16 protein-coding genes and 1 tRNA gene are annotated in these 19,287 nt (G+C 61.5%); 5 read left to right on the plus strand and 12 right to left on the minus strand.

What is annotated here, in order from left to right:
- Nucleotides 1-2 precede the first annotated feature (2 nt).
- From cobT to U1A24_RS01965, 3 genes are read left to right on the plus strand one after another with little or no spacing between them, the layout of a single operon-like run.
- On the plus strand, nucleotides 3-1,874 hold the full coding sequence (gene cobT / locus U1A24_RS01955; protein ID WP_322320312.1) for a cobaltochelatase subunit CobT: 1,872 nt from the start codon (nucleotides 3-5) through the stop codon (nucleotides 1,872-1,874).
- A 45-nt stretch (nucleotides 1,875-1,919) separates the two neighbouring features.
- Nucleotides 1,920-3,725: an aminopeptidase P family protein gene (locus U1A24_RS01960; protein ID WP_322320313.1), complete on the plus strand. Its 1,806-nt coding sequence runs from the start codon at nucleotides 1,920-1,922 to the stop codon at nucleotides 3,723-3,725.
- A 43-nt stretch (nucleotides 3,726-3,768) separates the two neighbouring features.
- Nucleotides 3,769-4,116, plus strand: a complete 348-nt coding sequence (locus U1A24_RS01965) for a DUF427 domain-containing protein (protein WP_322320314.1) — start codon at nucleotides 3,769-3,771, stop codon at nucleotides 4,114-4,116.
- Here the strand turns inward: U1A24_RS01965 and U1A24_RS01970 are convergent.
- Nucleotides 4,113-4,520: a SufE family protein gene (locus U1A24_RS01970; RefSeq protein WP_322320315.1), complete on the minus strand. Its 408-nt coding sequence runs from the start codon at nucleotides 4,518-4,520 to the stop codon at nucleotides 4,113-4,115. The two genes, U1A24_RS01965 and U1A24_RS01970, sit on opposite strands and share 4 nt — an antisense overlap.
- Before the next feature lie 118 nt (nucleotides 4,521-4,638).
- Here U1A24_RS01970 and U1A24_RS01975 point away from each other — a divergent pair, with 118 nt between their 5' ends.
- Nucleotides 4,639-5,088: a hypothetical protein gene (locus tag U1A24_RS01975; RefSeq protein WP_322320316.1), complete on the plus strand. Its 450-nt coding sequence runs from the start codon at nucleotides 4,639-4,641 to the stop codon at nucleotides 5,086-5,088.
- A gap of 38 nt (nucleotides 5,089-5,126) precedes the next feature.
- On the opposite strand, the gene rnd is transcribed toward U1A24_RS01975, so the two are convergent.
- The 3 genes from rnd to purM form a co-directional block, all read right to left on the minus strand.
- Nucleotides 5,127-6,284, minus strand: coding sequence for a ribonuclease D (rnd, locus tag U1A24_RS01980; protein WP_322320317.1), 1,158 nt, complete (start codon nucleotides 6,282-6,284; stop codon nucleotides 5,127-5,129).
- A 322-nt stretch (nucleotides 6,285-6,606) separates the two neighbouring features.
- Nucleotides 6,607-7,194, minus strand: coding sequence for a phosphoribosylglycinamide formyltransferase (gene purN / locus U1A24_RS01985; protein WP_322320318.1), 588 nt, complete (start codon nucleotides 7,192-7,194; stop codon nucleotides 6,607-6,609).
- Nucleotides 7,191-8,237 (minus strand): phosphoribosylformylglycinamidine cyclo-ligase, encoded by a 1,047-nt coding sequence (gene purM / locus U1A24_RS01990; protein WP_322320319.1) that lies wholly within the window; start codon nucleotides 8,235-8,237, stop codon nucleotides 7,191-7,193. Before purM ends, purN begins: the two co-directional genes overlap by 4 nt.
- A gap of 143 nt (nucleotides 8,238-8,380) precedes the next feature.
- On the opposite strand from purM, the gene U1A24_RS01995 reads away from it, so the two are divergent.
- A tRNA-Ile gene (locus U1A24_RS01995) sits at nucleotides 8,381-8,456 on the plus strand.
- Between the two features lie 30 nt (nucleotides 8,457-8,486).
- Here U1A24_RS01995 and U1A24_RS02000 read toward each other — a convergent pair.
- The 8 genes from U1A24_RS02000 to U1A24_RS02035 all read right to left on the minus strand — a co-directional run bounded on the left by U1A24_RS02000 (nucleotide 8,487) and on the right by U1A24_RS02035 (nucleotide 19,134).
- Nucleotides 8,487-8,705 (minus strand): hypothetical protein, encoded by a 219-nt coding sequence (locus U1A24_RS02000; RefSeq protein ID WP_322320320.1) that lies wholly within the window; start codon nucleotides 8,703-8,705, stop codon nucleotides 8,487-8,489.
- Between the two features lie 12 nt (nucleotides 8,706-8,717).
- Nucleotides 8,718-10,712 (minus strand): RNA polymerase sigma factor RpoD, encoded by a 1,995-nt coding sequence (gene rpoD, locus U1A24_RS02005; RefSeq protein ID WP_322320321.1) that lies wholly within the window; start codon nucleotides 10,710-10,712, stop codon nucleotides 8,718-8,720.
- A gap of 117 nt (nucleotides 10,713-10,829) precedes the next feature.
- Nucleotides 10,830-12,812: a DNA primase gene (dnaG, locus tag U1A24_RS02010; protein WP_322320322.1), complete on the minus strand. Its 1,983-nt coding sequence runs from the start codon at nucleotides 12,810-12,812 to the stop codon at nucleotides 10,830-10,832.
- Nucleotides 12,813-12,995: 183 nt separating this feature from the next.
- Complete coding sequence (locus U1A24_RS02015) at nucleotides 12,996-14,144, minus strand: amidohydrolase (RefSeq protein ID WP_322320368.1); 1,149 nt, start codon at nucleotides 14,142-14,144, stop codon at nucleotides 12,996-12,998.
- Nucleotides 14,144-14,686, minus strand: coding sequence for a sarcosine oxidase subunit gamma (locus tag U1A24_RS02020; protein WP_322320323.1), 543 nt, complete (start codon nucleotides 14,684-14,686; stop codon nucleotides 14,144-14,146). Before U1A24_RS02020 ends, U1A24_RS02015 begins: the two co-directional genes overlap by 1 nt.
- Complete coding sequence (locus U1A24_RS02025; RefSeq protein WP_322320324.1) at nucleotides 14,679-17,600, minus strand: sarcosine oxidase subunit alpha family protein; 2,922 nt, start codon at nucleotides 17,598-17,600, stop codon at nucleotides 14,679-14,681. The genes U1A24_RS02020 and U1A24_RS02025 overlap by 8 nt, the downstream gene beginning before the upstream one ends.
- Nucleotide 17,601: 1 nt before the next feature.
- Nucleotides 17,602-17,871 (minus strand): sarcosine oxidase subunit delta, encoded by a 270-nt coding sequence (locus tag U1A24_RS02030; RefSeq protein WP_322320325.1) that lies wholly within the window; start codon nucleotides 17,869-17,871, stop codon nucleotides 17,602-17,604.
- A gap of 12 nt (nucleotides 17,872-17,883) precedes the next feature.
- Nucleotides 17,884-19,134, minus strand: coding sequence for a sarcosine oxidase subunit beta family protein (locus U1A24_RS02035; RefSeq protein ID WP_322320326.1), 1,251 nt, complete (start codon nucleotides 19,132-19,134; stop codon nucleotides 17,884-17,886).
- Between the last annotated feature and the right edge of the window lie 153 nt (nucleotides 19,135-19,287).

The following is a 19,287-nucleotide window of genomic DNA, read 5'->3' on the forward strand; positions in this document are numbered from 1 at the left end:
TCATGACCAAACCCACTGACAACCCCGCCGATCCGTTCAAAAAGGCCTTGGCTGAGGCCACCAAGACCATGGCAAATGACCCCGAAATGACGGTGACCTATTCGGTCGACCCGGCGGGGATGAACAAAGAAGGCATCCGCCTGCCGCAGGTCAGCCGCCGGATGACGCGGGATGAGGTTTTGCTTGCCCGTGGCACCGCTGACGCTTTCGCGCTGCGCCGCAAATTCCACAACGAATCCACCGCGACCAAATACGCCCCCACCGGACCTTTGGCGCGGGAAATCTACGATGCGATGGAAACCGCGCGCTGCGAAGCCGTCGGGGCCCGCGCCATGCCCGGCACAGCCGGCAATATCGATGCCAAGATTGCCTATGAGGCGGATCGCAAAGGCTATTCCAGCATCACCAAACGTGAGGATGCGCCGCTGTCGGTTGCCGCAGGCTATCTGGTGCGCCATCTGGCGACAGGCCGCCCGATGCCGAAAGGCGCCGCCAATGTCATGGAGATGTGGCGCGATTTCATCGAAGGTCAGGCCTCGGGCACGCTGAACACGCTCGACGATGTGCTGGACAACCAAGCCGCCTTCGCCCGCCTGACCCGCAAGGTGATCTCTGATCTCGGCTATGGCGACCAGTTGGGCGACGACCCCGACCAGCCCGACGAGGACGACAGCGGCGACGAGGCACAAGAAGATCAGGACGCGCCCGACAGCGAAGGCTCGGATGAGCAGGATTCGGAAGACTCTGAAGCCTCGCCCGAGCAATCCCAAGAAGATCAGCAAGACCAATCCCAAGCCCAAGTCACCATGGAAGACTCGGCGGATATGGAGCAAGGCGACGAGGCTGAACTGCCGGAAGGCGAAGCCCCGCTGGATCCGCCACCACCCGCGCCCTACTCCGACGCAGATCCGAACTATACCGTCTACACCACGGATTTTGATGAAGAAATCAAGGCCGAAGATCTGGCCGAACCTGCCGAACTCGAACGCTTGCGGGCCTATCTTGATCAGCAGTTGGAACCACTGAAAGGCGCTGTCAGCCGCCTTGCTAACAAACTGCAACGCCGTTTGCAGGCGCAGCAGAACCGCTCTTGGTTGTTCGATCTGGAGGAAGGCACGCTGGATGCGGGCCGTCTGGCACGGGTCATCGCCAACCCGACGACGCCGCTCAGCTTCAAGCAAGAAAAAGACACCGAGTTCCGCGACACCTGCGTGACATTGCTGCTGGACAACTCTGGCTCGATGCGCGGTCGGCCAATTTCCATCGCCGCGATCTGCGCCGATGTGCTGGCGCGCACGCTGGAACGCTGCTCGGTCAAGGTCGAAATCCTTGGCTTCACCACCCGTGCGTGGAAGGGCGGCCAGTCGCGCGAACGTTGGCTGGCCCAAGGCCGCGCCCAACAACCCGGCCGCCTGAATGATCTGCGCCACATCATCTACAAATCCGCCGATGCCCCGTGGCGTCGCGTGCGGCCCAATCTGGGCCTGATGATGAAAGAGGGCCTCTTGAAAGAAAACATCGACGGCGAAGCCTTGGAATGGGCGCACCGCCGCATGATGGCCCGCCCCGAAGCCCGTCGCATCCTGATGGTGATTTCAGACGGTGCCCCCGTCGATGACAGCACACTGTCGGTCAACCCTGCCAATTTCCTTGAAAAGCACCTGCGCGACGTCATCGCCATGGTCGAGCGCAAAAAGGCCGTCGAACTGATCGCTATCGGTATCGGCCATGACGTGACCCGCTATTATCAGCGCGCGGTGACGATCACCGATGTCGAGCAACTCGCCGGGGCGATGACAGAGCAACTGGCCGGGCTGTTCGAGGTTGATCCCCGCAAACGCGCCAAGGCGTTGGGAATGCGCCGCGCCGGGTAAATCCGCGCGCGCGTATCTGCGGATATTTGAGCACAGAGGACCACGATGTTTCAAAGCTTTGACACCCATGCCTCGCCTGCTCAGGGCCCCGCGCGTCTGGCCGCATTGCGTCAGGTTCTGGCGGCTGAGGGGTTGTCCGGCTTTCTTGTTCCCCGCGCCGATGTGCATCAGGGAGAATACGTCGCACCGCGCGATGAGCGGTTGCAATGGCTGACCGGGTTTACCGGATCGGCGGGGTTTTGCATCGTTCTGCCAAACATTGCGGGGGTGTTCATCGACGGGCGCTATCGCACGCAGGTCAAGGGTCAGGTTGACCTTGCGCATTTCACTCCAGTTCCGTGGCCCGAAATCAGCGCCGGGGCGTGGCTGAAGCAGAATCTGCCCGAGGGCGTGGTGGGCTTTGACCCCTGGCTGCACACAGCTGATGAGATCGCCAAGATTGAGGCCGCTTTGGACGGCACAGGCGTGACACTGCGCGCCTGCGCCAATCAGATCGACCAGATCTGGCCTGATCAACCCCCAGCTCCGCTTGGGCGCGCCTTCGCGCATCCCGACAACCTTGCCGGGGAAACCAGTGGCCAGAAGCGCTCGCGGCTGGCTGACAGCGTGCAAACGGCAGGCCAGACCGCAGCGGTGATCACGCTACCAGACTCGCTGTGTTGGCTGTTGAATATTCGCGGCGCAGATGTGCCGCGCAACCCGGTGCTGCACGGCTTTGCCATCCTGCACGAAAATGCCCATGTGACGCTGTTCGCCGATGCCGCGAAATTTGACGACGCCACCCGCGCGCATCTGGGCAATGAGGTGCTGCTGCGCCCGATTTCAGACTTCGTGCCCGCCCTGCGCACATTGCACGGCACCGTCCGTGTCGACCGTGGCACCGCCCCGCTGGCGGTGTCGACCGAACTGACCGCCTCAGGCATCACGGTCGCGTGGGGCGACGACCCCTGTCGTTTGCCGAAAGCCAAGAAAACCGCAGCCGAGATCCAAGGCATGCGCGAGGCGCATCTGCGCGATGGTGCCGCCGTAGTCGAATTCCTCTACTGGCTGGATCAGCAAGCCCCTAACGGCAGTTTGTCCGAGATCGACGTGGTGCGCGCGCTGGAAGGTTTCCGCCGCGCCACCAACGTGCTGCACGACATCAGTTTTGACACCATCTGCGGCTCTGGCCCGAATGGTGCGATCATGCATTACCGCGTCACGGAAGAGTCGAACCGTGCGATTGGCCGCAATGAGTTGTTGCTGGTGGACAGCGGCGCGCAGTATCTCGACGGCACCACCGACATCACCCGCACGATTGCGGTCGGCGATCCGGGCGATTACGCCCGCGCCTGCTTTACCCGCGTCCTGCAAGGCACCATCGCGATCAGCCGGGTGCGCTGGCCCGCTGGCTATACTGGCCGCGACCTTGATCCGCTGGCGCGCTATGCGTTGTGGCTGGCGGGACAGGATTTCAATCATGGCACTGGCCACGGTGTCGGCGCTTTCTTGTCGGTGCATGAAGGCCCACAACGGCTGTCACGCATCTCGGAAGTGCCACTGGAACCCGGTATGATCCTGTCAAACGAGCCCGGCTATTACCGCGAGGGAGAATTCGGCATCCGGCTGGAGAACCTGATCGTGGTGCAGCCCGCGCCCGCCCTGCCCGGTGGCGATGATGAGCGCAACCAGCTCAGCTTTGAAACCCTGACCTTCGTGCCGTTTGACCGCCGCCTGATCCTGACAGCGCAGCTTTCCGCCGGGGATCGCGATTGGCTCAACACCTATCACGCCGAAGTGCTGGCCAAGCTGACGCCCCGCCTGTCTGCCGAGGCCCTTGCGTGGTGCGAGGCGGCCTGCGCAGGATTGTAATGGCGGCAAACGGCACTATCCTGAACGGATGCAGGAGGCGCGCATGGACTACATCACCATAACTCGGCTGGAACACCGGCTGAACATCACGGCGGGCGAGACCCGATTGGGGGAAACCCAAGCCGCGCTGGAACTTAAAGAAGGCCGCTACCCGCCCGTGCTCTATGTGCCGCGCGCCGATGTCGATATGAGCCTGCTGGTGAAAACTGCGCACCAAACCACCTGCCCGCATAAGGGCCTGTGCAGCTATTATTCGGTCAAAACCCCGCAAGGCCTGCTGGAAAACGCCGTCTGGTCCTACGAGGCCCCGATTCCCGGCATGGAACGCATCGCGAGCCACCTCGCCTTCTATCCCGACAAGGTCACTCTCAGCGATGCCAGCTGGCGCTAAGCCTCTGCCGCGACTTTCCTGATCCGCTCCACCATCGCCCGCACGCCGTTCGAGCGTTGCGACGACAGATGCTCATTCAACCCGAGCCGCCCAAACTCGGCATGGGCATCGACCTGCGCCACCTCGGCCAGCGGTAGACCGGCATAAAGCGCGTGCAGCACCGCAATCAGCCCACGCACGATCATCGCATCCGACTCGCCCTGAAACTCAAACCGCCCCTCGGCAATCATCGGTCGTAACCAGACCTGACTGGCACAACCATCGACCTTCAGCGCGGGCACCTTGAAGCTGTCGTCCAACGGCGGCATGGCTTTGCCCAGATCAATGACATGGCGATAGCGATCCTCCCAGTCATCAAGGAACTCAAAGGTCTCGGCGATCTCTTCAAAGGCGGGCGTGGCCATAGGTCTCTCCATCTCTCTCACTGAGCTAGTGCTTCAGCGGTTAAACGTCCAGCCCAAGCGGGCTTTTCAAACCGCCCTCAATCGGCTACCGATCTTACAACGCCAAAGGGATGCCCATATGCGCTTTCGCCTGCCCATCGCCATTCTTGCTTTGACTGCCATGACCGCCTGCGGTGGCTTCTCCAGCCGCCTGAACCCGTTCAAATGGTTCAAACGCTCGACCCCGGTTGAAGTTGTCACCACCGAGACGCCTGCCGACCCGCGCCCGCTGGTCGCCAACGTGTTGTCGATGCAGATCGATTCCTACCCCGGCGGGGCGATCGTCCGCGCCACCGGCTTGCCGCCAACCCAAGGCTATTGGAGCGCCGAACTGGTGCCGCAGCCCTTGGATGAAAATGGCACGCTGGTGCTGCAATTCCACGTCTTCCCACCCGAAGCTGCCACCGCCGTGGTCAACCAGCAATCGCGTGAGATTACGGTGGCGTACAATCTGTCCGACATCAAACTGCAACAGATCAATCAGATCGTCGTGCAAGGTGCCAGCAACGCCCGCGCCAGCAGCAGATAAGCTGCCAGCGCGGTGCGCAGAATTAAGGGTGTGCGGGGTTAAATCCGCACCACCCGCACATCATTGCCCTTCGCCGACAGCGCAATCTCACCCCGGCAAAGCCGCATTGCATCATCGCCAAACGCCTCAGCCCGCCAGCCCTTCAAGGTCTCCAGATTGCGCTCGCCCGCCGCAATCGCATCAAGATCCGACGCCGAGGCAATCAGACGCGGTGCCACGCCCAAACTTTCCGATTTCGCCTTCAAAAGCACGCGCAACAAGTCCGCCAAGGCCGGATTGACCTGCATCTGATCTTTCGACAAATCCGGTTTCGGCAAATCTTCCTGCCGCATCTCCATCCCCGCCTTGATCGCAGCCAGTATACCCTCGGCAATCTCGGTCTTGCGCCCCTCGCGCAACAGCAAGCGCGATCGCCCCAATTCTTCAACGTTGGTCGGCCGGGTTGAGGCCAGCTCCAGCAACGCATCGTCCTTCATCACCCGGCTGCGCGGCACATTGTTGCCCTGCGCATATTCCTCGCGAAACCGCGCCAATTCTTTGACAACGCCCAGGAAGCGGCCAGAGGTGGTGCGCGTCTTCACCCGCAACCAAGCCTCATCGGGATGCACGGTATAGGTCGCCGGATCGGTCAGAACCGACAACTCTTCCTCCACCCAAGCCTGCCGCCCGTTCTTCGCCAGTTGTGCTGCCAGAAACTCATAAATCACCCGCAGATGCGTCACATCCGCCAAAGCATACTCGCTCTGCGCGGTGGATAGCGGACGGCGCGACCAATCGGTAAAGCGCGAGGTCTTGTCGAGGTTTTCCTTGGCGATCTTTTTTACCAAAGTCTCGTAACCGACCTGCTCGCCGAAGCCGCAGACCATCGCGGCCACTTGCGTGTCAAACAGCGGTTTCGGGAACACCCTGCCCTCGACGAAAAAGATTTCCAGATCCTGCCGCGCGGCATGGAACACCTTGACCGTCGCCTCATGGCGGAACAGGTCATACAAAGGCTCCATCGACATCGCAGACCCCTCAATCGGGTCAATCAACACCGCATCGCCATCCTTGCCCGGCAGCGCCATCTGGATCAGGCACAGCTTTGACCAATAGGTCCGCTCGCGTAGAAATTCGGTATCAATGGTGACGAAGGGTTTCGACTTCGCGGCAGCACAAAAAGCGGCAAGGTCTTCGGTGGTGGTAATCGTGCGCATGGGCGTCTTTCGCAAAGGGCTTACGGGGGCATCCCGCCCTTCCGCTATAGGCAGCATTGTTGCCTAAGAAAAGCCCAAGCGCTTGCCCTTTGCCAAATAGCTTTGGCTTGTGGCTTCGCCGTGCCAAACGCCGCCAGAGACTGCTTGCAGCGACGCTTGGCGCGCAAATCTCGAAAGGCCCAAGCATTTGCTCTTTTCGAAATACTCCCGCCGGAGGCTCCGGCGCCACGAGCCCGCACACCGTCACCGCCTCGACAATCACGCTGCAACCCAGACCAAAGCCTTCGAGTGGTGGCTCGATGCCACCCGAGAAGGCCCCCGTTTACAGGTCCAGCCGTGTGCGATCACCCACCGCAAACCGCCGCAGCACCGCCGGATACAGCCGATGCTCTTGCACCAACACCCGTGCTGACAGATCATCCGCCGTATCGCCCGGCAAAATCGGCACCCGCGCTTGGCCCAAAATCGGCCCGGCGTCGAGTTCCGCAGTCACCTCATGCACCGAACAGCCCGCCTCGGCATCCCCCGCCGCCAGTGCCCGCGCGTGGGTGTGCAGCCCCGGATACTTCGGCAAAAGCGACGGATGAATGTTCAGCATCCGCCCCTCAAACCGGCGCACAAACTCTGGCGTCAACACCCGCATGAAGCCCGCGAGACACAGAATATCGGGTTCCGACGCCAAAATCGGCTCCAGCAAAGCCTCTTCAAAGGCGGCACGATCCCGCCCAAAAGGCCGATGATCCACCGCCGCCACCGCGACCCCCATCTCGGCCGCACGCAGCAAGCCCGGCGCGGTTGGGTCGTTAGAGCCCACAAACACCGCGCGCGCAGGATGATCCCCAACCATATCGCGCAGCAATGCCAGCATGTTAGAACCGCCGCCCGAAATCAGGACGGCCACACGTTTCACAGCAGACGGCCCTTGTAGATTACGCCCTCGCCCGCCACGACGCGGCCCAACGGCACAACCGTCTCGCCTTCCGCCTGCAGCAATGCGCTCAAAGCTTCCGCCCGATCCGCCGCGACAACCGCAATCATCCCGATGCCGCAGTTGAAGGTTTTCAGCAGTTCCGGCTGGCTCATATTCGCGGTCGTGGCCAGCCACCGGAACACTCCCGGCAATTCCCAGGCCGACAGATCAATCTCACATGCCAGCCCCTCCGGGATTACCCGAGGCGGATTTTCCGTCAACCCGCCGCCAGTGATATGCGCCAACGCATGCACACCGCCTGCCCGCACCGCAGCCAAAGCCTGTTTCACATACAGCCGCGTCGGTGCCAGCAGTGCCGCGCCCAAAGTCCCGTCCGAGAACGGACAATCCGCATCCCAGCCCAGACCCGACAGTTCCACCACCTTGCGCACAAAGGAATAGCCGTTGGAATGCACCCCGTTTGAGGCCAAGCCCAGCAGAATATCGCCCTCGACGACGCCCGCCGGCAAATCCGCCCCGCGCTCCATCGCGCCCACCGCAAAACCGGCCAGATCGAAATCACCCTTGTGATACATCCCCGGCATCTCGGCGGTCTCGCCCCCGATCAAGGCACAGCCCGAGGCCTCACAGCCCGCCGCAATGCCGTTGATGATCCGGGTGGCTTCCTCGACATCCAGCTTGCCAGTGGCGAAATAATCAAGGAACAACAACGGCTCGGCCCCCTGACAGACCAGATCATTGACGCACATCGCCACCAGATCGATGCCAATAGTGTCGACATTGCCTGTATCAATCGCAATCCGCAGCTTGGTGCCAACGCCATCGGTGGCCGCCACCAGTATCGGGTCCTGATAGCCCGCCGCTTTCAAGTCAAACAGCGCGCCAAACCCGCCCAGACCCGACATCACCCCAGATCGCTGCGTGCGCTTGGCCGCAGGTTTGATCCGCTCGACCAGCGCGTTGCCCGCATCAATATCCACGCCCGCATCGGCATAGGTCAGGCCATTGTGTCCGGTACTCATGCGCAGATTCCCCAAGCTGAAAGGCAGTTGCCGCCCCCATAAGCCATCCCGCGCCTTGGCGCAACGCAGGGGCCGCATTCGGACGTGGTTTTGTAACCGCAAACCTTGACCCCGCCCCCGCATCTGATAGGCAAAGGCAGGATGGGACTGTAGCTCAATGGTTAGAGCCGGGCGCTCATAACGCCTTGGTTGGGGGTTCGAGTCCCTCCGGTCCTACCACTCCTCAAGCATTTCAACGCCCCGGCAATTTCAACCCGACGGCCCCGCGCCAAGCGAAGCTCCAGTGCCGTAAACCATTGCGGTGATCGCCAATGAGATGATCGCCCTGCCCATCCAGCCAATGCGCCCGATCAGCGGAATAAACCGCGAGATCAACACCATCGCGGCGGCAAAGGGCAAAATCAACCATGCCGGAGCCTGCATGAACCCCAGCAGCCCCAGCACGAAAAGAAAAAACGCGCCGATCATGGCGCGCTTTCCTTACTGATCCAGGAAACTCCGCAATTTGCGCGAACGGCTCGGATGTTTCAGCTTCCGCAATGCCTTCGCTTCGATCTGCCGGATCCGTTCGCGGGTCACGCTGAACTGCTGCCCGACTTCTTCCAGCGTGTGATCGGTGTTCATGCCGATGCCAAACCGCATCCGCAGCACCCGTTCTTCCCGCGGCGTCAGCGAGGCCAGAACCCGAGTCGTCGTCTCTTTCAGGTTTTCCTGAATCGCCGAATCCAGCGGCAGGATGGCATTCTTGTCTTCGATGAAGTCGCCCAGCTGGCTGTCTTCTTCGTCGCCAATCGGGGTTTCCAAGGAAATCGGCTCTTTGGCGATCTTCATCACCTTGCGGACTTTTTCCAACGGCATCTGCAGCTTTTCAGCCAGTTCTTCCGGCGTCGGCTCGCGGCCAATCTCGTGCAGCATCTGCCGGCCCGTGCGGACCAGCTTGTTGATCGTCTCGATCATATGCACCGGAATACGGATCGTGCGGGCTTGGTCGGCAATCGAGCGCGTGATCGCCTGACGGATCCACCAGGTCGCATAGGTCGAGAACTTATAACCCCGGCGATATTCGAACTTATCGACGGCTTTCATCAGGCCAATATTGCCTTCCTGAATCAAATCCAAGAATTGCAAACCGCGGTTGGTATACTTTTTCGCAATCGAGATCACCAAACGCAGGTTGGCCTCGACCATTTCCTTCTTGGCCTGGCGGGCTTCTTTCTCGCCCTTCTGCACTTGGTTCACGATGCGGCGGAACTCGGAAATATCCACGCCAATATAGGTGCCGACCTGCGCCATCTCGGCGCGCAAATCTTCCACCTTGTCGCGGCTTTTCTCGATCAGCGCCTGCCAGCCACGACCCGCCTTGGCGGCCATCTTGTCCAGCCAGTTCGGGTCCAGCTCGTAGCCTTGGTATTCGTCGATGAACTCGCGGCGGTTGATCCTAGCTGCATCGGCCAGCTTCACCATGCCGGAATTGATCGCCATGATCTTGCGGTTGATGCCGTAAAGCTGGTCAATCAGCGCTTCGATCCGGTTGTTGTGCAGATGAAGTTCGTTCACCAACACCACGATTTCGCTACGCAATTTCTGATAGGCAGTTTCCTCGGTGGCCGAGAAACGCGATTTTTCCGACAGGGTCGCAGACATCCGCAGATCCTGCATTTCCGCCAGCTTGGTGTAGTCGCGCGCAATCAGGTCGAGGGTTTCCAGCACCTTCGGCTTCAGCGCAGCTTCCATCGCCGCCAGCGACATCGAGGTGCCATCGTCCTCGTCGTCATCGTCATCCGAGCGCATCAGCGGGTTGCCGTCAGCGTCCAGTTCCGGCTCGTCCCCACCAGCCCGACGCGGCGCAGCCTCGACATCAACGCCTTCCAGATCCGCGCCAACCAGACCATCCTCGCCATCCAGAGACCGCCCAAAGGTGGCCTCCAGATCAATCACGTCGCGCAGCAGAATGTCTTCCGACAAAAGTTCGTCGCGCCAGATGATAATGGCCTGAAACGTCAGCGGGCTTTCACAAAGCCCGGCGATCATCGTGTTGCGGCCCGCCTCGATACGCTTGGCAATCGCAATCTCGCCTTCGCGCGACAGCAGTTCCACCGAGCCCATTTCGCGCAGATACATCCGCACCGGATCATCGGTGCGGTCCAGCGCTTCGGTGGTGGTGGTGACAACAGCCACATCGCGCGCGCCCGACCCGGTTTCCACCAGATCGCCGCCAACCACGGCCTCGCCCTCTTCCACGTCTTCGTCTTCAATGACGTTGATGCCCATTTCCGACAGCATCGACATCACGTCTTCGATTTGCTCCGACGAGACCTGCTCGGGCGGCATCACATGATTAAGCTGCTCATAGGTGATGTAGCCCCGCTCGCGCGCGTCAGCGATCATTTTCTTGACGGCCGCTTGGCTCATATCAAGGGAAACATCCGCTTCATCGGCTTCTGGTTTGCCGTCGTCGGTGTCTTTCGAGGCCATGAGCGCTCCTAGGTCAAAACGGGTGGTCGGGTCGTATCTGCGAATCAGAGTCAGTCAAATCGAATCAATAACGCGAATCACGGCAGGGGAAAGCCGAATCAGTGAATTCCCCGTGATCTAACGCTTCGGGCCGTCCTTAGAGAACTGGATGCTGTCCCACAAGCTGCGGGCACCCTCCAATTCGTCCTTGTCCATCTGCACACCGTTCGAGGCCAACACCGCCTCGGCGGTTTTGCCTTTGGGGCCTGCCAAAGCGCTGAACCGCGCCACATTGGCTTGCGACAGCCGCCATGTCAGGCCTTCATCAGCCAGGCCTTCGATGTCTTCCATTGCCTCAGCGATCTCGCGCTGCGCCCCCCGGCTGGCTTCCAGATGCGCCAATCCCTCGGCAATACAGAACTCTGCAAGGTCGGCATTGGCCCGGTTGCGAACCGGTGGCGCGATCTGAACATGGGGGCGCGCCATCAGCGCATCAAGGGCAGCGGGCGCAGCCTGTTGGATTTGGTCAAAAAGCGCATCTGCTTCCGCATCATGCCACGTCAACAACAACCCGCGTAGGTCATGGTGGCCTTCGCCGATCAATTCCATGCGTTCCAGCACCGCTTCAAAGCGGCGGATCAGCGTGGGGTGAAAGATCAGCGTGGCCAGTATCACCGCCTCGCGCAGCACTTCCTCAACCCGTTCGGGGGCTGTGGCCAGCAGCGATCCCTTGGTGGACGGCATCGGCGTGACCGGCCCGTCATTGCCAAAGCGTGCATTGCGCCCCCCCGCTGCGCGCGCGCCCGGTTGATAAGCCGGCTTGGCGCTGCGGGGGCGCTGACCAAACAACTCCCAACGCAACTGCTTGATATCTTCGCCGTAATGGCTGCGGATCGACGGATCGACGATGCGTTTCAGATGCGCGCGCAGCGATTTGTCCAACGCCGCCTTGCGTTCCGGGCTGTCAAACTGCTTGCCCTCAATCTCGCGCTGCCACAGCAGTTTGACCATCGGCACCGCCTGATCCAACACCGACTTCATCGCCCCTGCACCCTGCGCCTTGATCAGATCATCCGGGTCCATCCCGCCCGGCAGCACCGCAAAGCGCAGGCCCTTGCCCGCCTCCAGCAGCGGCAGGGCTAGGTCAATCACCCGCAACGCGGCCCTGATCCCCGCCGTATCGCCATCCAAAGCAATGATCGGCTCATCCGAAATCCGCCACATCAACCGCAGCTGATCTTCCGTCACCGCCGTGCCCAAAGGGGCAACCGAGGCCTTGAACCCGGCTTCGGACAGCGCGATCACGTCCATATAGCCTTCGGCCACCACCAAAGCAGCACCCTTGCCCGACGCCTCCCGCGCCGGGGCATGGTTGAACAGGTTGCGACCCTTGTCGAACAGCTCCGTCTCTGGCCCGTTCAGATATTTCGCCCGCGCATTCGGGTCCATCGCCCGCCCGCCCAAGGAAATCGCCCTGCCCCGCCCATCCCGGATCGGAAAAATGATCCGCCCCCGGAACCGATCATACGGCGCGCCGCCATCATCGGGCTTGGCGCAAACCCCTGATGCCACGATCAAATCATCCGCGACGCCTTTTTGCCGCAGTGCCAGATACAGCCCCTGCCGCGCGTCCGGCGCGAACCCAATCTCCCAGCGGTCCTGCGCCTCAACCGACAACCCGCGCTTGGCCAGATACGCCCGCGCCTCAGAGGCCGCAGAGGTGCGGAGTTGCAGCCGGAACCACTTCACCGCCTCTTCCATCACCTCGACCAGTTGCGTCCGCCGGTCCGCCACTTGTGCCGCACGCGGGTCGCGCGCAGGCATTGGCATCCCAGCCTCACGCGCCAAAACCTCCACCGCCTCCATGAAGCTGAGGTTGTCGGTTTCCTTGATAAACGTCACCGCATCGCCTTTGGCATGGCAGCCAAAGCAATAATAAAACCCTTTGCGGTCATCGACGTGGAAGCTGGCGGATTTTTCCTGATGGAACGGGCAAGGCGCCCACATGTCGCCCTTGCCCTGATTCGACTTGCGCTGATCCCATGTGACTTTCCTGCCCACAACCGAGGACAGCGAGACGCGGGTGCGCAGTTCGTCAAGGAAACCGGGTGGCAGACTCATGCCCTGTTATATCAGGGCTGATGGGACTTGTGCCAGTGCAAGGCGCCGCATTCGCAAAAGTTTGACGGGCACGGCGTGGCGCGGGCAGGTTTTTGCGGGCAAAGCTTAAGAAAGTCTGAACGAGCCCCTGATAACCCCTTGATTCATATAAAGCAGACCCGCTGTCCACACGTGGACACAGGCCTAGCCCAGCAGATCGCGCATCACCCGATGGAAAATCTGCACCCCCAGCGGGATCAGCGTATCCGGGAAATCATAATCCGGGTTATGCAGCGCCGGATGCCCCTCACCCACCCCCAGAAACAGCATCGCTGATCGTGTGCCACCCTGCCCAAATCGCCCGAAATCTTCCGAGGCCCGCATCGGCAGATCGCCCTCATTATGGGGCATTCCCAAAGCATCCAGCGCGCGGGCCAGATGGGCGGTGGCATCGGCATCATTCACCGAAGCGGCAAAATCATCGTGATAGCTGAAACGGATGCCAAGCCCCTGCGCCGCAGCTTCCGCCCGCGCCAGATCCATCGCCGCCGCGCGCAGTGCCGCCATCTGACTATCCGCCATCGTGCGTAGCGTCGCCCAAAGCTCTGCTTCTCCGGGGGCAATCCCGAAAGCAGCCTCGCCCAGTCGCGCATGGGTGATCGTGACCAAACGGTAGTCAGGCCCCAACACCCCACCCGACCCCAAGCCACCAATCGCCGGGATCAGCCGCGCCAAGGCCAGCGCGGGCGACACCCCGGTTTCCGGTAAAGACGCATGCGCGGTCTTGCCCGTCAGCGTGATTTTCAGCCCCAGCGACGCACAGTTCACCGCACCCGCCTTCAACGTCGAATGCCCGAACGGCAGCCCCGGCATGTTGTGGATCGAAAACGCCCAGTCCGGGCGCAGCGCTTCAAAACGCGGGGCCGCCACCACCGCAGCCGCACCCGAGCCATCTTCCTCGGCAGGCTGGAACATCAAAACCACCCGCCCCCGCGCAGGCCGCGCCCGCGCCATCAACCGCCCCAACCCCATCAGCAATGTCATATGCCCATCGTGACCGCAAAGATGCCCCTTGCCGGGGATGGTCGAGCGATGGGCAGCCTCAGACAATTCTTCGATCGGCAGCGCGTCCAATTCGGCGCGGAACATCACCGTCGGCCCATCCGCCAGGCCATTGAACACCGCCGCCACGCCATGCCCGCCAAGCCCCGTCACAATCTGATCGGGGCCAAGCAGCTGCAAAGCCTGCTCAATTCGCCCCGCCGTCGCCGCTTCCATGCGCGACACTTCGGGGTAGCGATGCAGGTCTTGCCGAAAGGCCGTCAGATCGCGCAGATCATCCGCCGTCAGCATCATGCAGCCCGCGCGGCCAAGGTTTTCAGCGCCACCTCAATCTCGTGCCACGCCGTCCGCGCCATCGAGCGGAACAGCATCAGCCGGAAGCCATCCTCGGCCACCCGCAGCAGCACCATAGACATGTGATAAAGTGGCGTCCGCGCCGCCATCCCCACCGGGAAAGCGCCAAGCCGCAGATCCATCGGCACATAGCGCGCCAAGGCGTCAACCGCCAAGGGCCCCTGCAATGACAAGCTGACCCAACCGCCAGATTGATCGGTGACCGCTGCCAAACCGCTGAGATCCGGGCACTCTGCACCAATCAGAAACGCCTGTTCACGCCCCGACCAGACGATCATCGCCGCACCTTGCACGGCAAAGCTGTTAACCAGCGGAAAGCCAAATCCCAACGGTTCCAACGCCTGGCTCACCGCATTCACCTGCCCCGGATAGGGCGCTATGGAACTGACCACGCCATGATCCAGTTCGGCCAGCGTGGTCCCCGCCGCCACCAGCGGCTTCTTCCCCGCCAAAGCGGTCTTTGCGATCAATTCAGGCACGCAGTTTCTCCCCGTCTTTGTCGTGGAACACCGGATCACAGACTTCTGCCAGCACATCAATGTCGCGCAGGCGGTCCACCACGCGCACCGTCTCACCGACCCGCGCCCGGCCGTTCAGCAGGAAGCCCAAGCCCAACTCTCGATCAAACATTGGCGAATAGCCCACCGAAGTCAGATAGCCTTGGCTGTTCACCCGGTTCATATCCGCCCCCGGAATAAACAGATGCGCGCCCGAGGTGATCTTTTCCGGCCCCAAAGGCTTCAATCCCACCATCTGCTCACGCGCCTCTCCCAACAGACCGGGTCGCATCGCCGCCAGCTTGCCGATGCAATCTTTCTTCGCCGAGATCATCTTCTGCGCACCAATATCAAAGGCTGTTACCCGTCCGTGAATCTCGGCATGGGTGATCAGGCCCTTTTCGATCCGCAATACGTTCAGCGCTTCCATGCCGTAAGGCCCGCCGCCCATGGTCTCGGCCCGCGCCACAAGATCGCGGAACAAAGCCTCGCCATAACGTGTCGGCACCGCAATCTCATAGCCTTCTTCACCCGAAAAGCTGATGCGGAACAGCCGCGCTTGCACGCCGCCCACCGTCACAGTCCCCGTCGCCATGAAGGGAAAATCTCCCAAGGGCTGATCGAGATAGCCGTTCAGTAAAGCCCGCGCCATCGGCCCCGCCACGGCAAACTGCGCCCAGCTTTCGGTGACCGAGATAAACCGCACATCCCAATCTGCGCATTCGCTTTGGTGCACGAAATCCAGATGCCGCATCACCAGACCCGCCGCCGCCGTGGTGGTGGTCATCAGGTAGTGATTTTCACCCAGCCGCGCCGAAGTGCCATCATCCAGCACATAACCATCCGCCCGCAACATCAGTCCGTAACGCACGCGACCGACAGCCAAAGTACTGAAGGTGTTGGAATATACCAAGTCAAGGAAACGCCCCGCATCGCGCCCCTGAATGTCGATCTTGCCCAGCGTTGAGACATCACAGACCCCGACTGCGCCGCGCACATAGCCAATCTCACGGTCACAAGACTCGCGCCACGTCGTCTCGTTGGGTTTCGGGAAATAGCTGGGTCGATACCACAACCCCGCCTCGATCATCGGCGCGCCGCGGTCCCGGCTGGCTTGATCCGAGGTCAAGAACCGCTGCGGCGCAAAGCCATTGCCGCGCCCGCCCGCCCCCATCGCCGCAATCGAGGTTGGAATGAACGGCGGACGGAACGTCGTCGTCCCGGTTTCAGGAATCCCCCGCCCCGTGGTATCCGCCAGCACCGCCAGCGCCGCCACATTCGAGTTTTTGCCCTGATCCGGCGCCATGCCCTGGGTGGTATAGCGCTTCATATGCTCGGCGGAAGAATACCCTTCTTGCGCCGCCAGCTTCACATCCTTCGTCGTCACGTCATTGGCAAAATCAAGCCAAGCCCGCCCTTTGCCCGCCACCTGCCACAGCGGCGCGATCACATAGGGCAAACCTTCGGCCTTGGGTAGTGCTGCATCAGCAGCCGCCATGTTCAAGCCGCGCAAAGCGGCACGCGCCGCAGCCTGGCCCTCGCTCAGACAGCCCAGCGTATCAAACACGCCATTGCACGCGCCAGCCGCTTGCAAATGCGGCACCGCATCAGCCAGTGGCACAAAGGCCGCCAAAGACGGCTCCCACCGAGGCCGACCGTTCAGATGGCAGGTGATATGCAGCGTCGGATTCCACCCGCCCGAGACCGCCAACAGATCGGTCTCAATCATGAATTCGCCGCCGACATGGCTGCCCGAGATCGCCCGAAGACCCAGACGGCCTTTGGTGTCAGTCACTTGCGCGCCCAGATAGACCGGGCAATCCTCGACAGCACTGGCATCCGCACGGCTGTCCAAAATCGCTGCCACCGAGACCCCGGCCGCCATCAACTGCCGCGCCACCGCCCGCGCGCCGTCGTTGTTGGCAAACAGCGTGACCCGTTTGCCGGGCACCACGCCGAACTTGTTCAGATAGGTCTGCACGGCACTCGCCAGCATGATCCCCGGCCGATCGTTCATCGGAAATGCGATAGACCGCTCCAACGCCCCCGCCGCCAGCACCGTGCGCGCAGCCGTGATCCGCCAGAAACACTCGCGCGGCAGATCCGGGCGCGGGCCTTTGTGCAAGCCCACCCGTTCCAGCGCGGAGTACTGCCCGCCGTCATAGGCCCCCGTCACCGTGGTGCGCGGCATGATCCGCACATTCGGCAGAGCCTTCAACTCGGCCTCAACCGCAGTCACCCATTCCCCCGCAGGCTTGCCGTCCAGAAGCGCATCATCGGCCAGCAGACGACCGCCTAAGCTGCGATCCTCCTCGCACAAGATCACATCGGCACCCGCGCGCCCAGCCTCCAGCGCCGCCATCAGACCCGTTGGACCCGCACCAATCACCAGCAGATCGCAGAACGCAAAGGCCTTTTCGTAATGCCCCTCATCGTGCTTGCCCGACAGGCTGCCCAGCCCCGCGGCACGGCGGATGATCGGCTCATAAAGCCCTTCCCAAAACGCGCGCGGCCACATGAAGGTTTTGTAGTAGAACCCTGCTGACAGGAACGGCGAGACCATGTCGTTCACCGCCATCACGTCAAACCGCAAAGACGGCCAGCGGTTCTGGCTGCGCGTGTTCAACCCCTCAAAAATCTCTTGTACCGTGGCGCGCACGTTGGGCGTCTGGTTCGACGCCCCAACCACTTCGATCAGCGCGTTCGGCTCCTCCGATCCCGCCGTCAAAACCCCACGCGGGCGGTGATACTTGAACGACCGCCCGACCAGCTTGACGCCATTGGCCAGCAGCGCAGAGGCCACCGTATCGCCCTTGAAGCCCTGGTAGGTCTTGCCATCAAACTTGAAATTCACCGGTTTTGTCCGGTCAATCAGCCCCTTGCCTTCGATCCGCATCTCAGGCCCCCTTCTTTATGGCAGCGACGAGTTCCGATCCCAGAACCTCATGGCTGACGGTATTGCGCGTCACCACCAACCAAGCCCCGCAGCCCGCCTCGTGATACCAGACATCCCGCGTCACCCCCGCCGGATTATCTCGCAGAAACAGATGGTTGTCTAATTCCTCGACCGTGCCCTGATCGGTGGGCCGCTTCAGATAATCTTCCGTGCCATAGTAATAAAACTCGCGGCGATCACGGGTGCCACAAAGGGGGCAAGCTATACGCATCTCTCTACTCCCTCAGTGCAGGTTATGTTGGCTGCCGGTGCCTTCTTCGTCCATCACATGGCCGGTGCGGAACCGGTCCAGACGGAAGCGCTTGGCCACCTCATGAGATTCTCCGGTGGCCATCAGATGCGCCATGCACCAGCCACTCGCAGGTGCCGCTTTGAAGCCGCCATAGTTCCATCCGGCATCGACAAACAGCCCCTCGATATGCGTCCTGTCGATGATCGGCGATCCATCCGGCGTCATATCCATGATCCCGCCCCAAGACCGCAGCACCTTGGCGCGCCCGATCATCGGCATCAGCGTCATCGCGGCTTCCATCACATGCTCGACCATCGGCAGATTGCCCCGCGCGGCATAGGAGGAGTAGAAATCCAGATCGCCGCCGAACACCAAACCGCCCTTGTCGGATTGGCTGATATAGAAATGCCCCATCCCAAAGCTGATCACAGAATCAATGATCGGCTTCAGCCCTTCGGTCACAAATGCCTGCAACACATGGCTTTCGACCGGCAAGCGCATCCCCGCCATCGCCGCGACCTGAGACGACCGCCCCGCCACCACCATGCCAACCTTCTTCGCCCGGATTGCCCCGCGCGTGGTCTGCACGCCCTGCACAACCCCGTTCACAATATCAATCCCGGTGACTTCGCAGTTCTGGATCAAATCCACCCCGCGCCGATCCGCGCCGCGCGCATAGCCCCAAGCCACCGCATCATGCCGCGCCGTGCCGCCGCGCTTGTGCATCAACCCGCCATAAATCGGGAACCGGGTCTGCGCGAAATCCAAGTAAGGCGCGAAATCTTTGACCTGATCCAAGGTCCACAACTCGGCATCGTCGCCCTGATTGATCATCGCATTGCCGCGCCGCGCCAAGGTGTCGCGCTGCCCATCCGAATGCGCCAGGATCAACTGACCGCGCTGCGAGTGCATGACGTTATAGTTCAGTTCCGCCTCAAGCCCTTCCCACAGCTTCAGCGAATGCGAGTAGAACTCGGAATTCCCCGGCATGTAGTAGTTCGCCCGCACAATCGTGGTATTCCGCCCGATGTTGCCGCCGCCGAGATAGCCCTTTTCCAACACCGCAATATTGGTCAGCCCATGGTTTTTCGCGAGGTAATAGGCCGTCGCCAGCCCGTGCCCGCCACCACCGATGATGATCGCATCATATTCTGCCTTGGGTGCCGGATTGCGCCACGCAGGCCCCCAACCCTTGTTGCCGAACAACCCTTCGGTGATCACCTTCAACCCAGAATAACGCATGGGGTGGCTCCTTGCCTGCTTGCGGGCAAGTGAACCCGCTTTGCACGGGTTATTCAACAGTCAAAGCCGAATAACTGTGCCATCCGCGACAAATCGTGTCGCAAGCCTGTCAAGCCCGCAGCGTTTCACATTGGCTCAAATACTCCCGCCGCA

Source organism: Cypionkella sp. (genome assembly GCF_034376685.1).
Lineage (GTDB): Bacteria > Pseudomonadota > Alphaproteobacteria > Rhodobacterales > Rhodobacteraceae > Cypionkella.